General features: G+C 41.7%; 25 protein-coding genes. 1 reads left to right on the top strand and 24 read right to left on the bottom strand.

The window, feature by feature from the left end; translation table 11 throughout:
* Positions 1 to 20: 20 nt before the first annotated feature.
* From FNL97_RS05170 to rpsU, 15 genes are all read right to left on the bottom strand, one after another.
* Complete coding sequence (locus tag FNL97_RS05170; RefSeq protein WP_143415165.1) at positions 21 to 470, bottom strand: YaiI/YqxD family protein; 450 nt, start codon at positions 468 to 470, stop codon at positions 21 to 23.
* A 311-nt stretch (positions 471 to 781) separates the two neighbouring features.
* Complete coding sequence (locus tag FNL97_RS05165) at positions 782 to 1582, bottom strand: pyruvate, water dikinase regulatory protein (protein ID WP_015864527.1); 801 nt, start codon at positions 1580 to 1582, stop codon at positions 782 to 784.
* Positions 1583 to 1602: 20 nt separating this feature from the next.
* Positions 1603 to 2232, bottom strand: coding sequence for a transcriptional regulator CcpN (ccpN, locus tag FNL97_RS05160; protein ID WP_015864528.1), 630 nt, complete (start codon positions 2230 to 2232; stop codon positions 1603 to 1605).
* Positions 2233 to 2358: 126 nt separating this feature from the next.
* On the bottom strand, positions 2359 to 3150 hold the full coding sequence (gene recO / locus FNL97_RS05155) for a DNA repair protein RecO (RefSeq protein WP_143415164.1): 792 nt from the start codon (positions 3148 to 3150) through the stop codon (positions 2359 to 2361).
* A 29-nt stretch (positions 3151 to 3179) separates the two neighbouring features.
* Positions 3180 to 3323, bottom strand: a complete 144-nt coding sequence (locus FNL97_RS05150; RefSeq protein WP_143415163.1) for a YqzL family protein — start codon at positions 3321 to 3323, stop codon at positions 3180 to 3182.
* 98 nt (positions 3324 to 3421) lie between these two features.
* Complete coding sequence (era, locus tag FNL97_RS05145; protein ID WP_062677205.1) at positions 3422 to 4330, bottom strand: GTPase Era; 909 nt, start codon at positions 4328 to 4330, stop codon at positions 3422 to 3424.
* Entirely contained in the window at positions 4323 to 4721 is a 399-nt protein-coding gene (locus tag FNL97_RS05140) for a cytidine deaminase (protein WP_041269712.1), read from the bottom strand. Before FNL97_RS05140 ends, era begins: the two co-directional genes overlap by 8 nt.
* Positions 4722 to 4848: 127 nt before the next feature.
* On the bottom strand, positions 4849 to 5202 hold the full coding sequence (locus tag FNL97_RS05135; RefSeq protein ID WP_143415162.1) for a diacylglycerol kinase family protein: 354 nt from the start codon (positions 5200 to 5202) through the stop codon (positions 4849 to 4851).
* A gap of 3 nt (positions 5203 to 5205) precedes the next feature.
* Positions 5206 to 5676 carry an rRNA maturation RNase YbeY gene (gene ybeY, locus FNL97_RS05130; RefSeq protein WP_015864534.1) on the bottom strand — a complete coding sequence of 157 codons (471 nt, stop codon included), beginning with the start codon at positions 5674 to 5676 and terminating at the stop codon, positions 5206 to 5208.
* The gene (locus FNL97_RS05125) at positions 5673 to 7778 is read right to left on the bottom strand and encodes an HD family phosphohydrolase (protein ID WP_015864535.1); all 2106 of its coding nucleotides are present in this window, start codon (positions 7776 to 7778) and stop codon (positions 5673 to 5675) included. The genes ybeY and FNL97_RS05125 overlap by 4 nt, the downstream gene beginning before the upstream one ends.
* A 54-nt stretch (positions 7779 to 7832) precedes the next feature.
* A complete protein-coding gene (locus tag FNL97_RS05120) occupies positions 7833 to 8795 on the bottom strand; it encodes a PhoH family protein (RefSeq protein WP_015864536.1) in 963 nt (320 codons plus the stop codon).
* 2 nt (positions 8796 to 8797) lie between these two features.
* Entirely contained in the window at positions 8798 to 9985 is a 1188-nt protein-coding gene (gene yqfD / locus FNL97_RS05115; protein WP_015864537.1) for a sporulation protein YqfD, read from the bottom strand.
* Between the two features lie 21 nt (positions 9986 to 10006).
* The gene (yqfC, locus tag FNL97_RS05110) at positions 10007 to 10291 is read right to left on the bottom strand and encodes a sporulation protein YqfC (protein ID WP_015864538.1); all 285 of its coding nucleotides are present in this window, start codon (positions 10289 to 10291) and stop codon (positions 10007 to 10009) included.
* 117 nt (positions 10292 to 10408) lie between these two features.
* The gene (locus FNL97_RS05105) at positions 10409 to 10858 is read right to left on the bottom strand and encodes a GatB/YqeY domain-containing protein (RefSeq protein WP_015864539.1); all 450 of its coding nucleotides are present in this window, start codon (positions 10856 to 10858) and stop codon (positions 10409 to 10411) included.
* A gap of 14 nt (positions 10859 to 10872) precedes the next feature.
* Positions 10873 to 11046 (bottom strand): 30S ribosomal protein S21, encoded by a 174-nt coding sequence (rpsU, locus tag FNL97_RS05100; protein ID WP_015864540.1) that lies wholly within the window; start codon positions 11044 to 11046, stop codon positions 10873 to 10875.
* Between the two features lie 153 nt (positions 11047 to 11199).
* Between rpsU and FNL97_RS05095 the strand changes: the two genes are divergently transcribed.
* Positions 11200 to 12132, top strand: coding sequence for a Na/Pi symporter (locus FNL97_RS05095; RefSeq protein WP_015864541.1), 933 nt, complete (start codon positions 11200 to 11202; stop codon positions 12130 to 12132).
* Here the strand turns inward: FNL97_RS05095 and deoC are convergent.
* From deoC to hemW, 9 genes are all read right to left on the bottom strand, one after another.
* On the bottom strand, positions 12129 to 12800 hold the full coding sequence (gene deoC, locus FNL97_RS05090; protein WP_143415161.1) for a deoxyribose-phosphate aldolase: 672 nt from the start codon (positions 12798 to 12800) through the stop codon (positions 12129 to 12131). The two genes, FNL97_RS05095 and deoC, sit on opposite strands and share 4 nt — an antisense overlap.
* Positions 12801 to 12928: 128 nt before the next feature.
* Positions 12929 to 14284 (bottom strand): tRNA (N(6)-L-threonylcarbamoyladenosine(37)-C(2))-methylthiotransferase MtaB, encoded by a 1356-nt coding sequence (gene mtaB / locus FNL97_RS05085; RefSeq protein ID WP_062677203.1) that lies wholly within the window; start codon positions 14282 to 14284, stop codon positions 12929 to 12931.
* An 11-nt stretch (positions 14285 to 14295) separates the two neighbouring features.
* A complete protein-coding gene (locus FNL97_RS05080; RefSeq protein ID WP_015864544.1) occupies positions 14296 to 15045 on the bottom strand; it encodes a 16S rRNA (uracil(1498)-N(3))-methyltransferase in 750 nt (249 codons plus the stop codon).
* A gap of 15 nt (positions 15046 to 15060) precedes the next feature.
* Positions 15061 to 15999, bottom strand: a complete 939-nt coding sequence (gene prmA / locus FNL97_RS05075; RefSeq protein ID WP_041269945.1) for a 50S ribosomal protein L11 methyltransferase — start codon at positions 15997 to 15999, stop codon at positions 15061 to 15063.
* Positions 16000 to 16004: 5 nt separating this feature from the next.
* Positions 16005 to 17147, bottom strand: coding sequence for a molecular chaperone DnaJ (gene dnaJ / locus FNL97_RS05070; RefSeq protein WP_015864546.1), 1143 nt, complete (start codon positions 17145 to 17147; stop codon positions 16005 to 16007).
* Between the two features lie 142 nt (positions 17148 to 17289).
* Positions 17290 to 19119, bottom strand: a complete 1830-nt coding sequence (gene dnaK, locus FNL97_RS05065) for a molecular chaperone DnaK (protein ID WP_143415160.1) — start codon at positions 19117 to 19119, stop codon at positions 17290 to 17292.
* A 21-nt stretch (positions 19120 to 19140) separates the two neighbouring features.
* Entirely contained in the window at positions 19141 to 19767 is a 627-nt protein-coding gene (grpE, locus tag FNL97_RS05060) for a nucleotide exchange factor GrpE (protein ID WP_062677202.1), read from the bottom strand.
* Between the two features lie 98 nt (positions 19768 to 19865).
* On the bottom strand, positions 19866 to 20900 hold the full coding sequence (gene hrcA, locus FNL97_RS05055) for a heat-inducible transcriptional repressor HrcA (protein ID WP_015864549.1): 1035 nt from the start codon (positions 20898 to 20900) through the stop codon (positions 19866 to 19868).
* A 76-nt stretch (positions 20901 to 20976) separates the two neighbouring features.
* A complete protein-coding gene (hemW, locus tag FNL97_RS05050) occupies positions 20977 to 22125 on the bottom strand; it encodes a radical SAM family heme chaperone HemW (protein ID WP_081188081.1) in 1149 nt (382 codons plus the stop codon).
* Positions 22126 to 22153: the final 28 nt, after the last annotated feature.

Raw genomic sequence — 22153 nt, 5'->3', positions numbered from 1 at the left:
TTATTATTCTCGACCTATGTCTATTTTCCTTCGAGTTTCGACAAAATTTTTTCGAAATTTTGCAGAAAAAGGCAACGATCGCGATCAGAAAACCGCTTCATTCCCTTTGGGTATACACCTTGCCTTCGCTGTTTTGCTTGAAGATAACGATGATAAAGAGCGCTATCCATCTCTCCTTCTTCGTACACATTTCCACGCGGAGAAATCACATGTACACCACGGTTAACAAGCATGCTTGCCAACCCGATGTCTTGAGTAACAACTACATCTCCTCTTGCGGCATGATTCAAAATATATAAATCCACCGCTTCTTTTTCTGTATCGATATATACCCATTTCATTTTCTGGAAGGGAGAAAAATGATTGTACGAAGAAATAAACACACTTGGTATATTATATTTACAAGCAAGCGAGAAAATTTCACTTTTTATTGGGCAAGCATCCGCGTCCACAAAAACGGTCGGTCTCAATGTCCAGATCTGATTGCTGTCATCATATTGCCAGCTCCGCTTCGGATCAAAGTCAATCGAGCAATCAGATTCACACCTCCTATTATTCTACACCGTTCTCGAAAATCCTTCTTTTTCTCCTATATAATAAACGAATTTTGTCGAAAAAGATTTCTCCTTTCCTATTGACAAGTTGGCTATAAATAGTTTACTCGTTCTTTATGCACTCTAAACCTGCATTGTTCATTTTTCTCGCAATTTTTTATTATAATACAAATGGTGAAAATATGCTATAAAAAAGTAAAAGCACAGTTCACATTATCGTGAATGTGCTATAATCTTCTTTTTTTCATAATAATGTTTGCTGTCTCTTCGACTGCTTTATTGGTTACATCGATAACATCACAGCCAATTTTTTTCACTATCCCATCAAAATAAGCAAGTTCTTCTTTAATGCGATCCATGTTCGCATAAATAGCCTGGTCGTTCAATCCGAGCGATTTTAGGCGCTCACGGCGAATCGAAAGCAGTTTTTCCGGGCTGATTTTTAATCCGAAACATTTTTCGGGAGGTACTTTAAAAAGTTGTTCTGGCGGCTCGACTTCTGGTACGATCGGCACGTTTGCCACCTTCAATCGCTTATGCGCTAAATATTGGGATAACGGTGTTTTAGAGGTGCGCGATACACCGATTAACACAATGTCAGCACGCAAAATTCCCCGTGGATCACGTCCATCATCATATTTCACGGCAAATTCAATCGCTTCAATCTTCTTGAAATAATCCTCATCAAGCACACGCACTTGCCCCGGCTCATATCGTGGCGTCAACTTAAATAAATCGCTCATTTTTTCAATAAGCGGTCCAATAATATCGTACGCCACTACTCCTTCGCGTGCAGCTTCCTCAATAAGAAACTGGCGCATTTCCGGAACAACTAGCGTAAACGCAATAATTGCTTGATTCATTTTTGCTAATGCAACCACTTCCGCTAGCATCGTCTTATCTTCCACATACGGCACGCGCTTTAATTGAATGTGAGAATTATAAAACTGGCTTGCCGCTGCTCTCACTACGAGTTCCGCCGTTTCCCCTCCTGAATCGGAAACAACATAAACAAGGCGCTGATTCATCTTCCTCCTCCTTTTTTATCCTATAACAAATCGTCTTTCGCTAGCGCAACGAGCGCTTTTGTCATATTTGTTTTCGTTATTCTCCCAATGACTTCATATCCTTTTTCTGTTTTTCGCACTACCGGCATCGCATCAATCTGTTTTTCAATTAATTGTTCCGCTACTTCAATAAGCGGGTCGTCTTTATAACAAACCGCTATATTCGGCATTCTCGTCATAATAATATTGACAGGAATCGTTGTTAACTCCTGTTTGCCAATACTTGCACGCAATAAATCTTTTCTCGATAAAACACCAACTAAAAGCGATTCATCATCGATGACAAATAATGTGCCGACATCTTCAAGAAACATGGTGACAATCGCATCATATACACTGACATTTTCATTAACAACGACCGGGATAGATTGATAGTCACCTACTTTTATCTTTTTTATTTTATCGGCAAGCAGTTGAGATCCGGTTTTTCCTGTATAAAAATACCCTACTCGAGGTCGTGCTTCTAAATAACCAGCCATTGTTAATATCGCTAAATCCGGGCGTAATGTCGCTCTTGTTAAATTCAACTTTTCAGCGATACTTTCACCTGTAATCGGACCATGATCCTTGACAATTTGCAAAATTTGTTCTTGGCGTTTATTCAGTTCGATCGCTGCTCACCACCTTATAAAAAGCTGGATCATATTATCTTCACATCCATTTATTATTTTATTATACTACACTCTGTTTTAAAGAAGGAAACTTTGTCTTTATAAAGACAACTAATGACCGCTTTTTCATCCGCCGCTTCCATTTTCCGTTTGATTTTGATAAGGATAGCCAATCTTTTTTAGTTCATCTATTTGCATTAAAAATCGCTTTGTTTTTAACGACAATCCCGAATATTCATCATAATAGGACGAAAGAACAGCGCGAAGCTCTTTTTTTGTTTCCTCTTTTACAGAAATTGTACCAAGCCTCGATAAATCTATATAGTAAAATAAGCGCAATAGCCTTACAGAAGCTGCGGAAAGCGGAATTCGGTACGGGTCGGTTTTCTCGCAGCAGTGGCAAATAAATCCAGCTTCTTTTATGGAAAAAGAAAACTTTCCTTCTGTCCGGCCGCATACAGCGCAATGGTCTAATTTAGGAGGAATCCCCATTACAGATAACATTTTCATTTCATAAATACAAGCAAGAATCTCTAAATCGAGCCCTTCATTCATATATTGTAATGTCTGCAAAAGCAGCTCGAACAAATACGGATTGCGCTGCTGTTCTTCTGTTACTTTATCTGTCATCTCCACAATATAAGAGGCATATGCTGCAGTGAAAATGTCTTCGCGGATCGTTCGCATCGAATCGATAATATCTCCTTGATGTAAAACACCGACACCGCGGCTTCTTTGAATTAAGTAATAGCCATGCGTAAACGGTTGTGTAACGGCAGAAAGGCGGCTACTTGGCTTTTTTGCTCCGCGTGCCATCGTAGCCACCTTTCCCCATTCTCTCGTGAAGAATGTGACAATTTTATTTGTTTCGCCATAATCGATTGCGCGAATGACAATTGCTTCACATTTTTCAAACAATCGTATCACCACCGACCCTAAAACACAAATCAAAAAATAGGTTGATCGACTTCCTTTAGTTCCGTTTCTTGCTCATCGCCGCTAGGTTGTTGTTCTCTTTCCAGCTCTTTGAAAAGAAGATATGTGTCGATGTTGCCTGTTTGGCTGAATAGCTTCCAAGTAAACTCAAGCATGGAACCACACCTCTTTCCGCCCGCAGCATTGCTTGTTTTCCCGTCTAATTATAGGTTGACCACGCTAGGAAACGTTTATGTTGCATAAAATTTTCTAATTAATACTCTTCTTCCCGGAATCCGAAATCACGCAGCTGTGCTAACCGATTGCGCCAATCTTTTTGTACTTTTACCCATAGTTCTAAAAATACTTTTGTCCCAAGAAGCGCTTCAATATCCATACGTGCCCGCTGCCCGATCTCTTTTAACATTCGTCCTTGTTTTCCAATAATAATTCCTTTTTGCGAATCACGTTCTACAATAATCACCGCGCCGACATACACTGTATCGCTATCTTCGCGCCGCTCAATCGTTTCTACCACGACAGCAATGGAATGCGGAACTTCTTCACGCGTTAAATGAAGCACTTTCTCACGAATCAACTCGGCAATGATAAACCGTTCCGGATGATCTGTTATTTGATCAGGTGGATAATATTGCGGACCTTCTGGCAAATATTTTTTGATTTGTTCCACTAATGTTTCGATATTGTTTCCTTGCAATGCAGAAATCGGAATAATCTCAGCAAATGGATAAAGGTCTTTATACTGATCGATTAGCGGCAATAAATCATCTGGATGAACTTTGTCAATTTTATTGATGACTAAAAACACTGGAGTATTTACTGCTTTAAGCTGTTCAATAATAAATGCGTCGCCGCGTCCAAACCCTTCTTCTGCATTAATCATGAATAATATGAGGTCCACTTCTCTTAACGCGTTCAGCGCTACTTTCATCATAAAATCGCCAAGTTTATGTTTTGGTTTATGCATTCCTGGCGTATCAATAAAAATAATTTGTGCATCATCTGTCGTGTAAACACCTTGAATTTTATTACGCGTCGTTTGCGGCTTATCACTCATAATAGCGATTTTTTGACCGATGACGCGATTTAAAAATGTCGATTTCCCAACGTTCGGTCTACCAACAATAGAAACGAATCCTGATTTATATCCTTCCTTATTCATGCAAATCCTCCGCTGAAAAAGCATTTGGTAGTAGTTCTTTCACTGTTAGTTCGGTGATATCCCCGTTTAAATTTGCCAATATTATTTTCATATCACTTGGACATAGCTCAGAAATAACCTGGCGACATGCACCACACGGCGGTACCGGACGGGGCGTATCAGCAATAACAGCAAGTGCAGCAAATTCTTTATCCCCTTCCGAATACGCCTTAAAAAGCGCAGTTCGTTCCGCACAATTACACATGCTATAAGCAGCATTTTCAATGTTGCAGCCGCGGTACACTTTGCCGTCTTTTGTTAACAAAGCGGCGCCAACTTTAAATTTTGAATAAGGAACATAAGCGTATCCTCTTGCTTTTTTTGCTTCTTCTATGAGTTCGTTTATTTTCAATGTTTCTCTCCTTTCACAACTTGGGAAGCAATAAGCTTCCTTACTTTTATTTTACAAAAAATCTTTGTAAATTTCATCATTCTTGATGAAAATATAACAGAAAAATTAGAATTTTCTCACTCATTGATTATACGAGATATGGCAGAAAGATGGTGATTCCAACAATAACAGAAACAATCGCAGCGACCAAAACGGCGCCTGCAGCGATATCTTTTGCTGCTTTTGCTAAAGGATGGAAGTCGGCCGTCACTAAATCAACTACACGTTCAATTGCCGTATTGATTAATTCCAAAGCAATGACACTTCCGATCGTTAACAAAAGAATAAGCCATTCCATCCTGGAAATGTGAAAGATTGCTGCAGCAATAATCGCAACAACAGCCAGCGCAATATGGATGCGCATATGCACTTCTTCCTTTACCGCAGCCATCACTCCTGCCCATGCGCAAGCAAACCGCTTTTTTTCGTCCTTCCAGTTCATATTTTATCTCGTTAACCCATATCGTTCTAGAATATCTTTTTGTTTTGAAAACATTATTTTTTCTTCTTCTTCTGTTTTATGATCATATCCTAACAAATGCAAAAAACCGTGCACCGCCAAAAATCCAAGCTCGCGCATGAACGAATGCCCATATTCCTTCGCCTGTTCTTTTGCTTTTGGAATTGAAATAATAATATCGCCAAGCAGCGGGGGAATATCCGCATCGACAATCTCCACCTCTCCTTCGCCTTTTTCCTCGAGAGCGAAGGAAATAACATCGGTCGGCTGATCCTTTCCCCGATAGTCGCGATTGATGATGCGAATCCGCTCGTTATCTACAAACGAAATGCCCACTTCCGCTCCGCTAGGGACATGTTCGATTTCTGCCGCGTAGTTTAACAACTGTTCGATGATATTCATTTGCTCTTTTGTAACTTCGTTCGTTTCATCGATAAAATCGATGTTGAGAATCATGCGTGTTTCACCTTTTCCTTTCGAATTTCTGGATATTCAATCCGTGAATGGAATACGCCATTTAGTGTTTCACAAAGCGATCTTGCAACCATTTCAAGTTCTTTTAACGTAATATCACACTCGTTCAATTGATTATCTTGCAATCGCTCCGCAATAATACTGCGGACAATTTTTCCAATTTCCTCCTGAGACGGATTAGAAAGCGATCGTACCGCTGCCTCCACGCTATCCGCAATGCTAATAATCGCCGCTTCCTTCGTTTGCGGCTTCGGGCCAGGATAGCGAAATTCTTCCTCTAACACATAGCCCGTCTGCTCAAGTGCTTTATGATAAAAATATTTTAATAATGTTGTACCATGATGTTGTTCAGCAATGTCAACAATTTCTTTCGGCATGCGGTGTTTTTTTAAAATGGCCACCCCATCAGACACGTGGGCAAGAATAATATTTTTGCTTAACTGTGGCGATAAGTGATCATGTGGATTACCGCCTATTTGGTTTTCAATAAAATACTGCGGCCGTTTCGTTTTCCCGATGTCATGATAATAGCAAGCAACACGCGCTAATAAACCGTTTGCTCCAATCGCTTCACAAGCCGCTTCCGCTAAATTAGCAACCATGATGCTGTGATGGTACGTCCCAGGAGCTTCCGTTAAAATTTTGCGAAGCAATGGATGATTTGGATTCGATAATTCAATTAATTTCATCGATGACAAAATACCGAAGCACGCCTCAAAAACCGGCAAAAGCCCAATAGTTAAAATCGCTGAGAAAATGCCAGAAGCAAACGCCATCAGCAGAAACATGCCGATCTCTGTTAACGAATAATGGCCATTTTTAAGCAAGGTTAATGCTAGCATAACAACCATATTAATGAAAGCGACAAATACTCCTGCCTGCCAAATTTTCGCTCTTCGAAGCTGTTTATGTAAAAAGAAACTTCCTGCTAACCCGCTTGTCACCAAATAAATCGCTAACGAAACTTGAATAGTGCCATTTACGCCCATTCCCTCGTTAAACATTAAGCTTCCGCATATGGCATAAAGAATACTTGTCATAATTGCGATTCGTTCCCCGATGAAAATACGGACGAGCATGGTGCCGAAAGCAACCGGCACAAGATACCCAGTGGAGAACACATCACTTTCCGGAATGAGACGAACGAGTTTCATCACAAGAAGCATAATCGTAAAAATGGCCGTATATACAAACAAATTCTTGTTCGCCTGCTCTCGTCCAAAGTAATAAACAACAGGCGATAGCAATAATAACACGAAAAGAAAAAGACCGATAAGAGGCTGAAAAGAGCGATCATTTTGCAATAAGCCGACAAGCTGCAGCTGATGATAAATTTCATTTGTAATAAATTGTCCTTCCTCGACAATGACTTGTCCTTGCAAAATTTTTACCGGCTTTACTTCATCCATCGCCTGTCTTCGCTTTTCTTCTGTAGCGGTTCGATCGTAAATAACGTTTGGAATGATTGCTTGTTTTGTCAGCTTGACAACAATTTCTTTTAATGAAGGCGAAAGCATGACATACTTCAATTCATCTTGTACTTTTGCCCTTGCCTTCTCCAATTCTGATTGCGTAATGCGCTCGGCCATAATGGAATGGACAGCCGTTACCGCCGCTTCTTTTGCCGTTTCGATGTCTTCTGGAGCTGCATGAAGCAACTTTTCCCATTCATCTGCGGACAAATAAGAAAACCATTCTTGCGGCAGACGTTCCTTTAGCGCATCCATCATTTTCGTCGGCTCTTTTTTTTCTTCCTTGATTTCATTTTGAATTTCAACAATGGTTGTAAATAGCGACGAAATTAAATCAACACGATTTTCGGCATATTCTTTTTTTAATGTATAAATATCCGTTACTTTATCTGCCGCTTCCTTTTTTAGCCTTTCTGTCGTCTCCTTATCTTCAATCGTAATTGGCGAACGAATCGTTTCGGTGGCAATATCGAACAGGCGCAGTTCATATTGATGCGGTTTTGCTTGATCATATAACACCGCAAATAGAAAAAGCCCTAAAAACAGAAACAAAAGATAACGAACAAAACGAACATGGTTAACATGCTCCAGAAAAAAACGAATCCTTTCCAACGGTTTTTCCCCTCACTTTAAAGAAAAGACCCTTTGAAAACGGGTCTTTTCTCTCTATATGCCAGCTTCATCATACGCTTCAATAATTTTAGCCACTAGCGGATGACGCACAACATCTGTTTGTTCTAGAAAGACAAAGGATACACCGCTGACCGCCGTCAATATTTCTTTTGCGACGGCAAGTCCTGATTTCACGCCTTTTGGCAAATCGACTTGCGAAATATCACCGGTAATGACCATTTTGGAGCCAAAGCCTAATCTTGTTAGAAACATTTTCATCTGTGCCGGTGTCGTATTTTGTGCTTCATCTAAAATGACGAAAGCATCTTCGAGCGTTCTCCCCCGCATATATGCTAGCGGCGCGATTTCAATCGTTCCTCGTTCAATTAACCGCTGCGTATGGTCTACTCCCAATACATCATGCAGCGCATCGTAAAGAGGGCGCAAATATGGATCCACCTTTTCTTTTAAATCTCCCGGTAAAAATCCTAAACTTTCTCCTGCTTCTACCGCCGGGCGAGTTAAAATAATACGCTTCACTTGACCGTTTTTTAACGCACGGACAGCCATCACCACCGCCAAATACGTTTTTCCTGTTCCGGCAGGTCCTATTCCGAAAACAAGATCATGCTGTTTAATGGCGGTAACATAATGGCGCTGTCCTAACGTTTTTACACGAATGGATTTTCCTTTGGCGTTTTTTGTGATTTCTTCCTCGTACAAATTAATTAAATAGTCGAGCGCTCCTTTTTTCGCTAATTGAATCGCATACATCACATCTCGTTCACTAATGGAAATGCCTTTCCGGACAATGATCAACAAGTGGCGCAGCAGGTCATCAACAAGCTGTACTTGTTCGGGGGTACCAGAAACGCTCACCGATTCTCCTCGTGTTACAATGGACACTCCCAATTCTTGTTCCATCCGTTTTAGATGGGCATCATGAATGCCGAAAAGTGCAATCGCTTCGTTCGCATTTTCTAATTGCTGACTGATTGTTACAAACTCCTCTGACATTCTCAATCTCCTTGAACTATTGGTTGTGGTATTGCGATATTTTCAATCACTTGATAATGCAATTCTACCCTTACTTTACCATTCTCTTTCGTCTGATGCAAAACTTTTTCTCCTTTAATCGATGCATCTTCCGGCAATTTTGCCTTTAATTCCTCGCGAGCAAGTTCCTTTGCTTTTGCGAACGCTTCTTCCCATGTATAGTTGCGCTCTACTTCCTCCTTTTCCCGAAAGATGACGCGTTCATAATAAATAGGCAAGTCCCATTTCCAAAAGCGGAGCGGCCTTTTCTGTTGATCTATTTCATAATAGTGAAATGCAGGCTTTTGAAATCCCCATATCGGAATGGAAATATTTTTCATCGCTATATAATGTTTTTCCATATATTTTCCCGTTAATACTCCGAACTTTGCATGAAGCGGTAGAACAACGGTAGACTTGTACCATGTTTCGCCAAAAATTTTTCCTCGCGCTGGCACAAGTTTTGTTTGCCCTTCCTTCCCAATGATTCCAGATACTAATAACTGCCCTTTTGTCACATGATCGTTCACCGAAACAAGTGATTGCCCTTCTTCAACAAACATGTCCGTAATAACCGCCTTTTTTTTCGCCACTAAATGGCGAACACCAATTTTTTCAGGCTCTTTCGGTTGATTTTTCTCCACAACTTGAAAATAAAGCGTCGTCCCTTTAAGTTCCACACCGATCCATGTAACGACATCCATACGATCGGTCAATTTCTTTTGAATCGTTTCCGGATCATCGATGAGAAATTGCAATGCTCCTTTTTCCACTCCCATTTGTTTTAGTTCTTTCAATATGCGGTATTCCGTCTCCGGTTTTGCGCCTTTAATTTCTATTCCCCATACCATATTTGAAAGGAAAAAAACGATAACAAAAAAGAAGCATACTCCGACTAAAAATCCTGAGTTCGTTAGCATTTTTTTTAGAAAAAACGGAAATCCCGCTTTTCCAACAAAATAAAGTTTACAATCACTTTTGCGGGCGACAACGCGCAATCGTCTGACATCCTTTAGTAAAATAAAAAACGTCGCAATATGATCGCCATGCTTTTTTACATTCCAAATCGCAATATCGTTGCGCACACACGCATTAATCAATCGTTCTACCCCTTTTCCTTGCGCTTTCACCCTTACGCTACCTACCAATAAGTTCATCCATTGGTTTTTCATCGTATTTCCTCCTATGAAACGTTATTCATCTATATAAATCACTTGGTTTATTTTTCCTTCGAGTAAAATTTCTTCTGGCAAAATCATCTTAATAACAAAATTTTCACCGCGAACAAGAAGCTGCCCTTGCTCTAAGAGCAGGCGCAGTTCTTTATCACTAAACGTCAGTAAACCACGATGATTTTCGATATAAATATGTATTTGCCCAACCATCGTAATTCGGGGAAGGTCCATCACTATGTCGGCGGGAAGCTCCAATTTATCTGTAAGCCATCTTCTCATATGCTGTCGCCATTTTTTCACCATAAAAAGAACCCCCTTTCATCTCATATGTATGAGAAGAAAGGGGGTTATAGCACCACTTGTTGTTCCCAAACGGCAAAAACAACGGGTGCCCGATTGAATCGGAACACCCGTTTGTCATTATTGTGAAAGTTGCTGTTGAACAAGCCTATTGACGAGAGAGCCATCCGCTTTTCCTTTTACTTTTGGCATGATCGCTCCCATCACTTTACCCATATCTGCTTTGGAAGAAGCTCCTACTTCTGCAATCGTCTGTTTGACAATTTCTAGAAGTTCTTCCTCTGTCAATGGTTTCGGCATATATAATTGAACAATTTCGATTTCTGCCTTTGTTTTTTCAACAAGGTCCGCACGACCGGCGTTTTCAAATTCCTGGAGGGAGTCTTTACGCTGTTTTAATTCACGAGAAAGAACGGTTAGCTCTTCGTCTTCTGATAATTCGCTTTTTCCTAGTTTAATCGCTTCATTTTGCAACGCCGCTTTTAACATCCGAAGAACGGAGAGTTTATCTTTTTCTTTGTTTTTCATTGCCTGCTTCATATCGTCATTTAAACGATTAAGAAGACTCATATATACACCCTCTTTTAATACTTGCGCTTTCTAGCCGCCTCAGACTTTTTCTTCCGTCTGACGCTTGGCTTTTCATAAAATTCACGCTTTCTTACTTCTTGCAATGTACCCGTTTTCGAAACGGCACGTTTGAAGCGACGAAGAGCGTCGTCAATAGATTCGTTTTTACGAACGATTGTTTTTGACATCCTACTTCCCTCCCTCCGAGCAACAACCATTACATTTTATACTATGCGTGTACTCGTCAATTATAATACATGGCTGCCTAACAGGTCAATAAAAAAACTGTCATCGTCTTCCTTTCCTTCCCATACACATATGATGAAAGGGGGAAAGGACAAGTGGTACAGCTAATAATTTGGTTTTCCGTTTATACCGGCATTTTCCTTCTCGGTATGTTCATGATGAAAGCAGGGCTTTATGCTTTATCCGGTCACCGCTTGAAACAATGGTTACTGCGCTTTACAAACACTCCTTTACAAGGATTTCTTACCGGAACGATTATTACCGCATTGTTGCAAAGCAGTACCGCAGTGATGGTCATTACAGTTGGCCTCGTCTCTACCGGCTATTTTACATTTCGACAATCCATCGGTATTATTTTAGGGAGCAACATCGGCTCTACGATCACAACAGAAATTATGACTCTTGACCTTGGAGACAACGTTATTCCGATGCTTTTCATTGGGGCAATTCTCGTGTTTTTCGGGCATTACCGACCTGCTTATAGCATCGGCATGATCTTCGTTGGACTCGCTTCTTTATTTTTTGCCATGAATGGATTTAGTCAACTCGCAAAACCGCTATCTACATATCCCATTGTTGACGAATGGCTGCAAAAAACGAATCATTCTCCTTTCATCGGAATCATGATCGGCATGATCCTTACAGCCATTATTCATTCAAGCGCAGCAACAATTGGGATTTCGATGGGATTTCTGAATGAACATATTCTCACACTTCCAGCTGGCATTGCGATTTTGCTTGGCGCGAATATCGGCACATGTGTAACCGGTCTTCTGGCAAGCATCGGTTCAACGTATGAAGCGAAATTAACCGCTTATACTCACTTATGGTTTAATGTTATCGGAGTCATGATCTTTTATTTCCTGATCGATCCACTTGCCTTTGCTGCTGTAAAGCTTAGCTCTGCCCCGGACGTACAGTTAGCCCATGTCAGCGTGCTATTTAATGTCATTTGTTCTGTTGCCGCACTGCCATTTGTTCGTTGGATAGAGTCAGCTATATTATTTTTCCATGGCAAACATACTTAATAATTGGAGTTTGCCGTTTTTCCTTCGACGATCGATACGCCGGAGCTTGTCCCAATGCGCGTCGCTCCCGCTTGAATCATCGCCTCTGCGCTTTGTATATCACGGACGCCGCCGGAAGCTTTCACACCGATGTTTGGTCCGACCGTTTTCCGCATAAGTGCGACATCTTCCGGCGTAGCACCACCTGTTGAAAATCCAGTCGATGTTTTCACATAATCCGCACCTGCTTTAACGGCGAGCTGGCAAGCGCGCACTTTTTCTTCTTCGGTAAGCAGACACGCCTCAATAATCACTTTCACAAGCGCTTTCCCTTTTGCCACATCGACGACGGCGCGAATATCGCGTTCGACAAGGTCGTCATTTCCATCTTTAAGCGCGCCGACATTGATAACCATATCGACTTCCGCCGCCCCGTTTTCAATTGCATTTTTTGTTTCAAATGCTTTCGTTTCCGGTGTGTTCGCTCCGAGCGGGAAGCCGATCACCGTACATACTTTCACGTCCGTGCCTTTTAATAGTTCAGCAGCGGTTGCCACCCATGTCGGATTGACACAAACAGAAGCAAACCCGTATTGTTTTGCCTCCTCGCATAGCTTCACAATTTGCGCTTTTGTTGCATCCGCTTTCAATAACGTATGATCAATCATTTTTGCAATGTTATTTTCCATTTTAACAAATCTCCTTTCATTAGCAGCATAGAAGTCTGACATCTATCATCATACCATTATTTTAACAAAAAAACTAGTTTACACAATTTTCTTATTTTGTAAACAAAAACCCAGCTGCACGAGCTGGGTTATGAGCTTAATTTTACGGATTGTGGGATGTCATCGGTAACAACGCGGACAAATTCCCCTTCATTATACGGATATCCGGCTTTTGTAATTTTCACTTTTACGATTTCCCCAACCATATCTTCCGTGGCAGGGAATTTCACTTTCAGATAGTTGTCCGTATACCCGATGTACAACCCGCTTTCAGGGTTTTCTTTATCTCGTTCTTCCGGAATGACTTCGAGCACTTGTCCTTCAAACTGCGATGCATATTCTTTTGCAAGCTGGTCGGACAATGCAATTAAACGGTGTACGCGTTCATTTTTTACTTCTTCATCCACTTGGTTTGGCATACGCGCTGCCGGTGTGCCTGTCCGTTTTGAATACGGGAAGACATGAAGTTCGGAAAAACGTTGTTCGCGAATAAAATGGTATGTTTCCATAAATTCTTCTTCCGTCTCGCCAGGAAAACCAACGATCACGTCTGATGTGATCGCAAGTTCCGGGAAGACTTCGCGCAAACGTTGAAGCCGCTCTGCAAAAAATTCGACTGTATATTTGCGGCGCATCCGTTTTAACACCGTATTCGAACCGGATTGAAGCGGAATATGCAAATGACGGACAATTTTATCTGAACGTTGCAACACCTCGATAATTTCGTCTGTAATTTGGCTTGCTTCAATGGACGAAATGCGGAGCCGTTTTAAACCGACAACTTGCTCATCCAAATCGCGGAGCAGCGCGGCGAAGCTATAGTCTTTCAAATCGGTGCCGTAACCGCCTGTATGAATGCCCGTTAACACAATTTCTTTATAACCGGCATCGACTAGCTGCTGTGCCTGGCGAATAACTTCTTTCGGATCACGAGAACGCATTAACCCGCGCGCCCATGGAATGATGCAAAATGTACAGAAGTTATTGCAGCCTTCTTGAATTTTTAACGATGCGCGGGTTCTATCCGTAAATTCCGGAACGTCCATTTCTTCAAATACGCGCGTTTTCATAATGTTGCTGACCCCGTTAATCGGCTGGCGTTCGCGTTGGAACCGTTCGATATATTCCAAAATTTTCCCACGATCTTGCGTGCCGATCACAATGTCCACACCCGGAATTGCCATCACTTCCGCCGGGGATGTTTGAGCGTAACATCCTGTTACACAAACAACGGCGTCTGGATTTCTTCGAATCGCGCGGCGAATGACTTGCCGGCTTTTTTTATCGCCTGTGTTCGTCACTGTACATGTATTGATGACATATACATCCGCACGGCTGTCAAAATCCTTACGTTCGTAACCGGCTTTTTTAAACAACTGCCAAATTGCTTCTGTCTCATAATGGTTTACTTTACATCCAAGCGTATGAAATGCAACTGTTGGCATTCGTTTTCACCTCACTGTAGTTCAAATTGATACGAAGCAACTGCCAAAAGATAAAGCGGCGCCGTTTCTGTCCGTAAAATCCGCGGCCCAAGGCTACACGAAAAAAAGCCATGATGTTTAAATAGCTCAACTTCTTCATCGGAAAATCCTCCTTCCGGGCCAAACACGGCAAGAAGAGAATGTCCGCGCTTCATTTGCTGAAAAACGGCAGCGAGCGTTTGATGGTTTCCTTGCTTCGCTTCTTCCTCATAAGCAAAAACCCGGTAATCGACCGTCTTTGCAAATTCTATAAGTTCGTGTATCGTCATCGGCGCGTGCACATCAGGAATTTTTCCACGATGTGATTGTTCCGCCGCTTCTTTTGCAATCTTTTTCCAACGCTCCAGCTTTTTATTTGCTTTCTTTGCGTCCCATTTAACAATAGAGCGAGCCGCCACAAAAGGGATAAACGATGAAGCGCCAAGCTCCGTTCCTTTCTGAATAACAAACTCCAGTTTATCCCCTTTCGGCAGCCCGTGAGCAATATAAATTTGAATCGGCAGTTCTGTTTGTTCATCTATCCATTTTACTACACGAACGATCACATGCTCATTGGTAATTTGTTCAATTTTGCACAATACTGCCTTATTGCTAGGAAGAACACAGATCAATTCGCTTCCTTTTTCCATACGCATGACACGGACAATATGATGATAATCATCCCCTTGAATAATAAGACGGTCGTTTTTCACTTGGTCGTCCGAAACAAAATACCGTTGCAAAGCGACACCTTCTTTTCATGCTTTTCTTGCAATAAATGCAATCCAGTCTTCCATCACTAACGTTTCCTCAATAGCAAACCCTGCTTTCATTAACCCTTCTTTTACCTCTTGCTTTTTCGCCTGAATAATTCCCGAGGTGATAAAATATCCGTTCTTTTCAAGAAGACGATACGCATCATCGACAAAGCGCAATATAATTTCTGCTAAAATATTCGCAACAATTACGTTCGCTTGTTCCTCAATATGATCGAGTAAATTATTTTGAGAAACGGTAACAATATGCTGCACTTTATTTAATTTTACATTTAGTCTCGCGCTATCGACAGCAACCGGATCTAAATCAAGTGCACGGACGGATTTTGCTCCGAGCATCGCCGCAGCAATGCTTAAAATTCCCGAACCTGTGCCGACATCAATGACTGTATCACCAGGTTTCATATATTTTTCAAGCGCTTGGATACACATCACTGTCGTTGGATGTGTTCCTGTGCCAAACGCCATGCCTGGGTCCAGCTCAATAATTAGCTCATCGCTTGACACCGGTTCATATGTTTCCCATGTTGGAACGATCGTAAATTTCTCTGATATTTTGACAGGATTATAATATTTTTTCCAGGCGGTTGCCCATTCTTCCTCATTCACTTCGCTAATGGTGATTTTATTTTTTCCAATATCAATATCATACAATAATAAATTATTGATCGCCTGTTTAATCGCCTCAACTGTTTCACCAAGAAAGCTATTAACCGGTAAATATGCTTTAATAATTACTCCTTCTTCCGGATAATCGTCTGGATTTAATTCATAAACTTCGCCGAAAGAAGCATCTCGTTCCTTTATTAAATCATTAGGGTCTTCAATGACTACCCCGCCAGCACCTGCTTCGTGCAAAATATTCGAAATCGCCTCCACAGCCTCGTGCGTCGTATGGATACTAATTTCTGACCATTTCATAAAATTCATGATTCCCCTTTAAACGCTTTTTTTACCTTGTCAAAAAAGCGGCCGTATGGTCCTTGATGCATGCTTGAACCGCCTAATTGATCAAATTCGCGCAATAATTGCTTTTGTTTTTCTGTCAGTTTTGTCGGCGTCACAACGCGGACAATCACATGTTGGTCGCCATAGCCATAGCCGCGTACATTCGGCACCCCTTTCCCTTTTAAGCGGAATTTTGTTCCTGTTTGAGTGCCTGCTGGTATTTTCAGCTTCACTTTGCCATGAAGCGTCGGCACTTCGATTTCGTCACCGAGCGCAGCCTGAGCAAATGTAAGCGGTATTTCACAGTAAATATCATCGCCATCACGCTCAAAAAACTCATGTGGCTCCACATGGAAAACGATATATAAATCTCCCGGAGGTCCGCCGTTAATTCCCGGTTCTCCTTGGCCAGCGACCCGCAATTGTTGTCCATCATCAATTCCAGCTGGGATTTTGACATGGATTTTCTTCCGTTTTTTCACGCGGCCAGTCCCGCCGCATGTTGTGCATTTTTCTTTGATATATTGCCCTGTCCCGCCGCAATATGGGCATGTGCGGCGATTAACGATGCGGCCAAACGGTGTGGACTGCTCTGTGCTGATTTGACCTGTTCCATGACAATATGAACATGTTTCTTTTTTCGTTCCCGGTTTTGCTCCCGTGCCATGGCATGTGTCACACGTTTCTTCCCGTGGAATTTCAATATCCGTTTCTTTTCCGAATGCCGCCTCTTCAAATGTTAATGTCATCGTATATTGTAAATCGGCACCAGCTCTTGGCGCATTTGGATCGCGCCGGCGGCCGCCGCCAAAAAAGGTGCTGAAAATATCCTCGAAACCACCGAAGCCGCTGAAACCGCCAAAGTCAAAATCATCGCTGCGGAACCCGCCGAACCCTTGATTTGGATCCGCATGCCCAAACTGATCGTAATGCGCACGTTTTTGATCATCGCTTAATACTTCATACGCTTCTTTAATTTCTTTGAATTTTTCTGCCGCATCTGGTTCTTTGTTAATATCTGGATGATACTTTTTCGAAAGTTTTCGGTACGCTTTTTTAATCTCTTCTTTTGTCGCGTTTTTGCTCACTCCGAGAATTTCGTAATAATCTCGTTTCGCCATGATGATCATCCACTCCCGATTCACTCACATAAGGGTTATTTTACATTTATCTCTTTTTTATTGCAATAGATTTAACCGGCATCTCCTTATTAGCAAAAAAGTCAAAGCCAAGACAGGCCTGACTTTGACTTTTTTAGATTTATTATTTGTCGTCTTTTACTTCTTCAAATTCTGCATCGACAACATTTTCGTCTTTTTTCTCAGTGCCGCCGGCTCCTGCCTGCTGCTGAGCTTGTGCTTGTTTTGCCGCTTGTTCGTATAGCTTGATGGAAAGCTGCTGTACGATTTCTTGAAGCGCTTCTTTCTTTTTGCGAATGTCATCGATGTCGTTTTTCTCAAGCGCAGCTTTTAACGCGTCTTTTGCTTCTTGCGCTTTTTTCACTTCTGCTTCGTCTACTTTTCCTTCTACCTCTTTTAATGTTTTTTCGGTCGTGAATACTAATTGGTCGGCTTCGTTGCGAAGTTCTGCCGCTTCTTTACGTTTTCTGTCCGCTTCCGCGTTTTCTTCTGCTTCTTTAATCATTCGTTGAATCTCTTCTTCAGAAAGACCGGATGAAGATTTAATCGTAATGGATTGTTCTTTGTTTGTGCCCAAATCTTTCGCGCGAACATGGACAATACCGTTGGCGTCGATGTCAAACGTTACTTCGATTTGCGGTACGCCGCGTGGTGCAGGTGGGATATCTGTTAATTGGAAACGGCCGAGCGTTTTGTTGTCAGCAGCCATCGGACGTTCGCCTTGCAGCACATGAATGTCAACCGTTGTTTGGTTATCGGCTGCCGTAGTGAAAATTTGTGATTTACTTGTTGGAATCGTTGTGTTGCGTTCAATTAATTTTGTAAACACGCCACCCATTGTTTCAATTCCAAGCGATAGCGGCGTTACGTCAAGAAGAACGACGTCTTTTACTTCACCGGCAATGACACCGCCTTGAATCGCCGCGCCGATCGCTACCACTTCGTCTGGGTTAACGCCTTTATGCGGCTCTTTTCCAAGCTCGCGTTTAATCGCTTCTTGTACCGCTGGAATGCGCGTCGAACCGCCGACAAGGATCACTTTATCGATATCCGAAGGCGTCAATCCCGCATCTTGCAACGCTTGACGTACCGGTCCCATTGTCCGTTCAACTAGATGGGCGGATAGCTCTTCAAATTTCGCTCTTGTTAATGTCGTTTCTAAGTGTAATGGCCCCGTTTCATTTGCGCTAATGAACGGCAATGAAATTTGCGTTTGCGTTACGCCGGAAAGTTCTTTTTTCGCTTTTTCCGCAGCATCTTTAAGGCGTTGCAACGCCATTTTGTCTTTGGATAAATCGATGCCGTGTTCTTGTTTGAATTGCTCTACTAAGTAATCGATGATGACTTGGTCAAAATCGTCGCCGCCAAGATGGTTGTCGCCGGCAGTCGCTTTTACTTCAAATACCCCATCGCCAAGTTCAAGGATCGATACGTCAAACGTACCGCCGCCTAAGTCGTAAACGAGGATCGTTTGATCTTCTTCTTTATCCAAACCGTACGCAAGCGCCGCTGCTGTCGGCTCGTTAATAATCCGTTCTACTTCCAATCCAGCGATGCGCCCTGCGTCTTTTGTCGCTTGGCGTTGCGCATCGTTAAAGTACGCCGGAACGGTAATTACCGCTCTTGTCACTGGTTCGCCTAAATAGTCTTCTGCATATGATTTTAAGTATTGTAGAATAATTGCCGAAATTTCTTGTGGTGTATATTTTTTCCCTTCAATTTCTACCTTATAATCCGTTCCCATATGGCGTTTAATCGAAATGATGGTGTTTGGGTTGGTAATTGCCTGACGTTTGGCGACTTCTCCGACTAAACGTTCGCCGTTTTTAAACGCCACAACAGAAGGAGTGGTTCGGTTTCCTTCTGGGTTTGGAATTACTTTTGGTTCGCCGCCTTCTAGCACAGCGACGCATGAGTTGGTTGTACCTAAGTCAATACCGATAATTTTACTCATAAACATCACCCTCCTACTACTTTATTGGCTTACTTTCACCATTGCTGGACGAATGACACGATCTTTCAGTTTATAACCTTTCTGAAATTCTTCCACAACTGTATTCGGCTCATAATTGCTGTCTTCTACTTGCATCACGGCTTGATGCAAGTTCGGATCAAACGGTTTGCCAACCGCTTCGATCGCTTCTACTCCTTCTTTTTTCAGCGCATCCAACACGGAGCGATACACCATTTCCATTCCTTGCAGAATCGATTTTGCTTGTTCGTTATCAGCCTCTATCTTTAACGCACGCTCAAAGTTGTCCAAAGCAGGCAAAAGATCGCTAACCAAGCTTTGGGCGCGATATTTTTCAGCTGCTTCCATTTCCACTTTTGTACGACGGCGGAAATTTTCAAAATCGGCGTATAAACGAAGATAGCGGTTCTCCATTTCTTTTATTTTCGCTTCTAGTTCCGCAATTTTTGCGTTTGCCGCCGCCAATTCATCGTTTTGCTCTTCTTGTGCTTTTTCTTGCCCTTCTATTTCGATTTCCTCTTGATGTTCATTTACTTCATGTTGCTCTACTTTTTCCTCTTGCGGTTCCGTATTTAACGGTTCCTGTTCGTATGTAGCCTGTTCTTGTGCTGCTTTCTGCTCTTTTTCCATCGGTTTCACCTCCCTTTAAAGCGGTCTATTCTATGTATAAATAGTCACAAGGAAAGGATGGATTGTGCAAATCCATCCATTATCCAATATGACCATTGTTAATTGTTTTGATACCATTTTGTCAATGCGGTTGATAAGTCAGAAGCGACACGATTTAAAATGGTAATGACTCGTGAATATTCCATTCGTGTCGGTCCAAGGATGGCGATCGTCCCCAGCTGTTCATTGCCAATCGAATACGTAGCGGTAATGAGGCTGCAGTTTTCCATTCCGCTTAATTGATTTTCCCGGCCGATCGTTACTTGAATTCCTTTTCGATTATGTTTGCGCAACAACCGGTAAAAATCTTTTTCCTGCTCAATCATTTTCATTAGTGAACGGACTTTTTGAATATCGCTAAATTCAGGCTGGTTTAACATATTCGTTGTCCCGGCAAAGAACATTTTTTCTTCTTGCGGTATGTCAAGCGTATCTACAATGGTTTTCAACATGCTGTCATAGTTATGAATATGCGTTCGCAAAACGTCCGCCACTTCTTTATAAATTTTATCTTTCAAATCTACAAGCGGAACCCCGATTAACCGTTCGTTTAAAATATTGACCATTTTTTCGAGGTCAGAAGGGTTTACGGAAGCAGGAACGGTAATCACATGGTTTTCCACATGTCCTGTATCTGTAACAATAATGGCTACAGCTGTTTGTTGATTGAGCGGAATAATTTGAATTCGTTTTAACTTATTCTCTTTCACAGCTGGCCCAAGGGCAATCGATGTATAATTCGTTAAATCAGATAAAATTTGCGCTGATTTTTGGACCACTTTCTCCAGTTCATAAATTCGCTCAGCAAAAATAGATTTGATTTTTTGAATATCTTCCTGTGTCAAACGTTGCGGGGACAACAAATGATCGACATAATAACGATAGCCTTTTTCCGACGGTACCCTGCCTGATGAAACATGCGTTTTTTCGATGTATCCAAGTTCTTCCAAATCAGCCATTTCGTTGCGGATTGTCGCCGAACTTAAAGCAATTTCATGTTTTTTCGATAACGTCCGCGAACCGACAGGCTGTCCCGAACGAATAAAATCATCGATAATGACTTGTAAAATAAGCAATTGGCGATCCGTTAACACGCTCATCACCTCTGTTAGCACTCAAACAGCCCGAGTGCTAAATCTATTATTACAGTATCAAATCCATATGCTAATGTCAATGTTTAGATTCCGCGATAAACGCTTGAAACACCTCGTTTCCTAGCAATTTCCCCCGATGAGTCAATCGAATATGTGTTTGTGTTTCTTCGAGCAGCCCTTTTTGTTTTTCCGCAGCGATCGCTCGGCCAAATACATCATGGACGCTCATCCCAAACTTTTCAAGAAAGCGCTGCTTAGATACTCCTTCCGTTTTCCTTAGCCCCAAAAACATTTCTTCTTCCATTTGTTCCGATACCGTTACATGGTGAACTTCCAAATACGGGAAACCTGTTTCTTGAACTGTCTCAATATATTTATTGATCGGTTTGATATTCGCACGCCGAACGCCGCCTACGTAGCTGTGAGCGCCCGCACCAATTCCATAATATTCTTCATTGTTCCAATACGTTAAGTTATGGCGGCTTTCAAAGGAAGGACGCGCGTAATTACTAATTTCATATTGGTGGTACCCGTGTATTTCCATTTGCCGCATCGCTTCTTCATACATTTGCGCTTCTTCTTCCTCAGTTGGTAATGGCAGTTTTCCTTTTCTCATCAAATTGTAAAAAATGGTTTTCGGTTCAATGATGAGTGAATAAGCAGAAATATGTTGAATGTCAAGAGAAAAGGCGATCTCTAAATCCGCTTGGAACTGTGCTAACGTCTGTTGCGGCAGTCCGTACATTAAGTCAATGCTAATATTTTCAAAACCAATTTCTTTTGCTAAGGCAATCGTTTTCATGACATCTTCATAACGATGAGTTCGTCCAATTGCTTTTAATAATGAATCATCAAACGTTTGAACACCGAAACTTAAGCGATTGACCCCTGCTTCTTTTAACAACTGTAGTTTTTCTTTGGAAAGCTCATTCGGATTTGCCTCAAACGTAAACTCTACTTCATGAATAGAAAAGCGGAAATGCTTATAAATGTTTTGCAGGAAAAAGTCGAGCTGCTTCATTTCTAAAACAGTCGGGGTTCCCCCGCCAACAAACAACGTATCAAGCCGATCCGTTGGAAATGCTTCCACCGTCCATTTCATTTCATTTTCCATTGCTTCTAAATATTCATCGACTGGCTGTCCATGAAAAAATACTTTATTAAAATCGCAGTAATAACATATTTGCGCACAAAACGGAATATGGAAATAAGCTGATTTTACCAAGATAAACATCCTTTCTTAAAAATAAACA

The sequence above is a fragment of the Geobacillus sp. E263 genome (genome assembly GCF_007197795.1).
Lineage (GTDB): Bacteria > Bacillota > Bacilli > Bacillales > Anoxybacillaceae > Parageobacillus_B > Parageobacillus_B toebii.
Note: the sequence above shows the minus strand (reverse complement) of the source record. Positions and strands in the feature narration are given on the sequence as shown.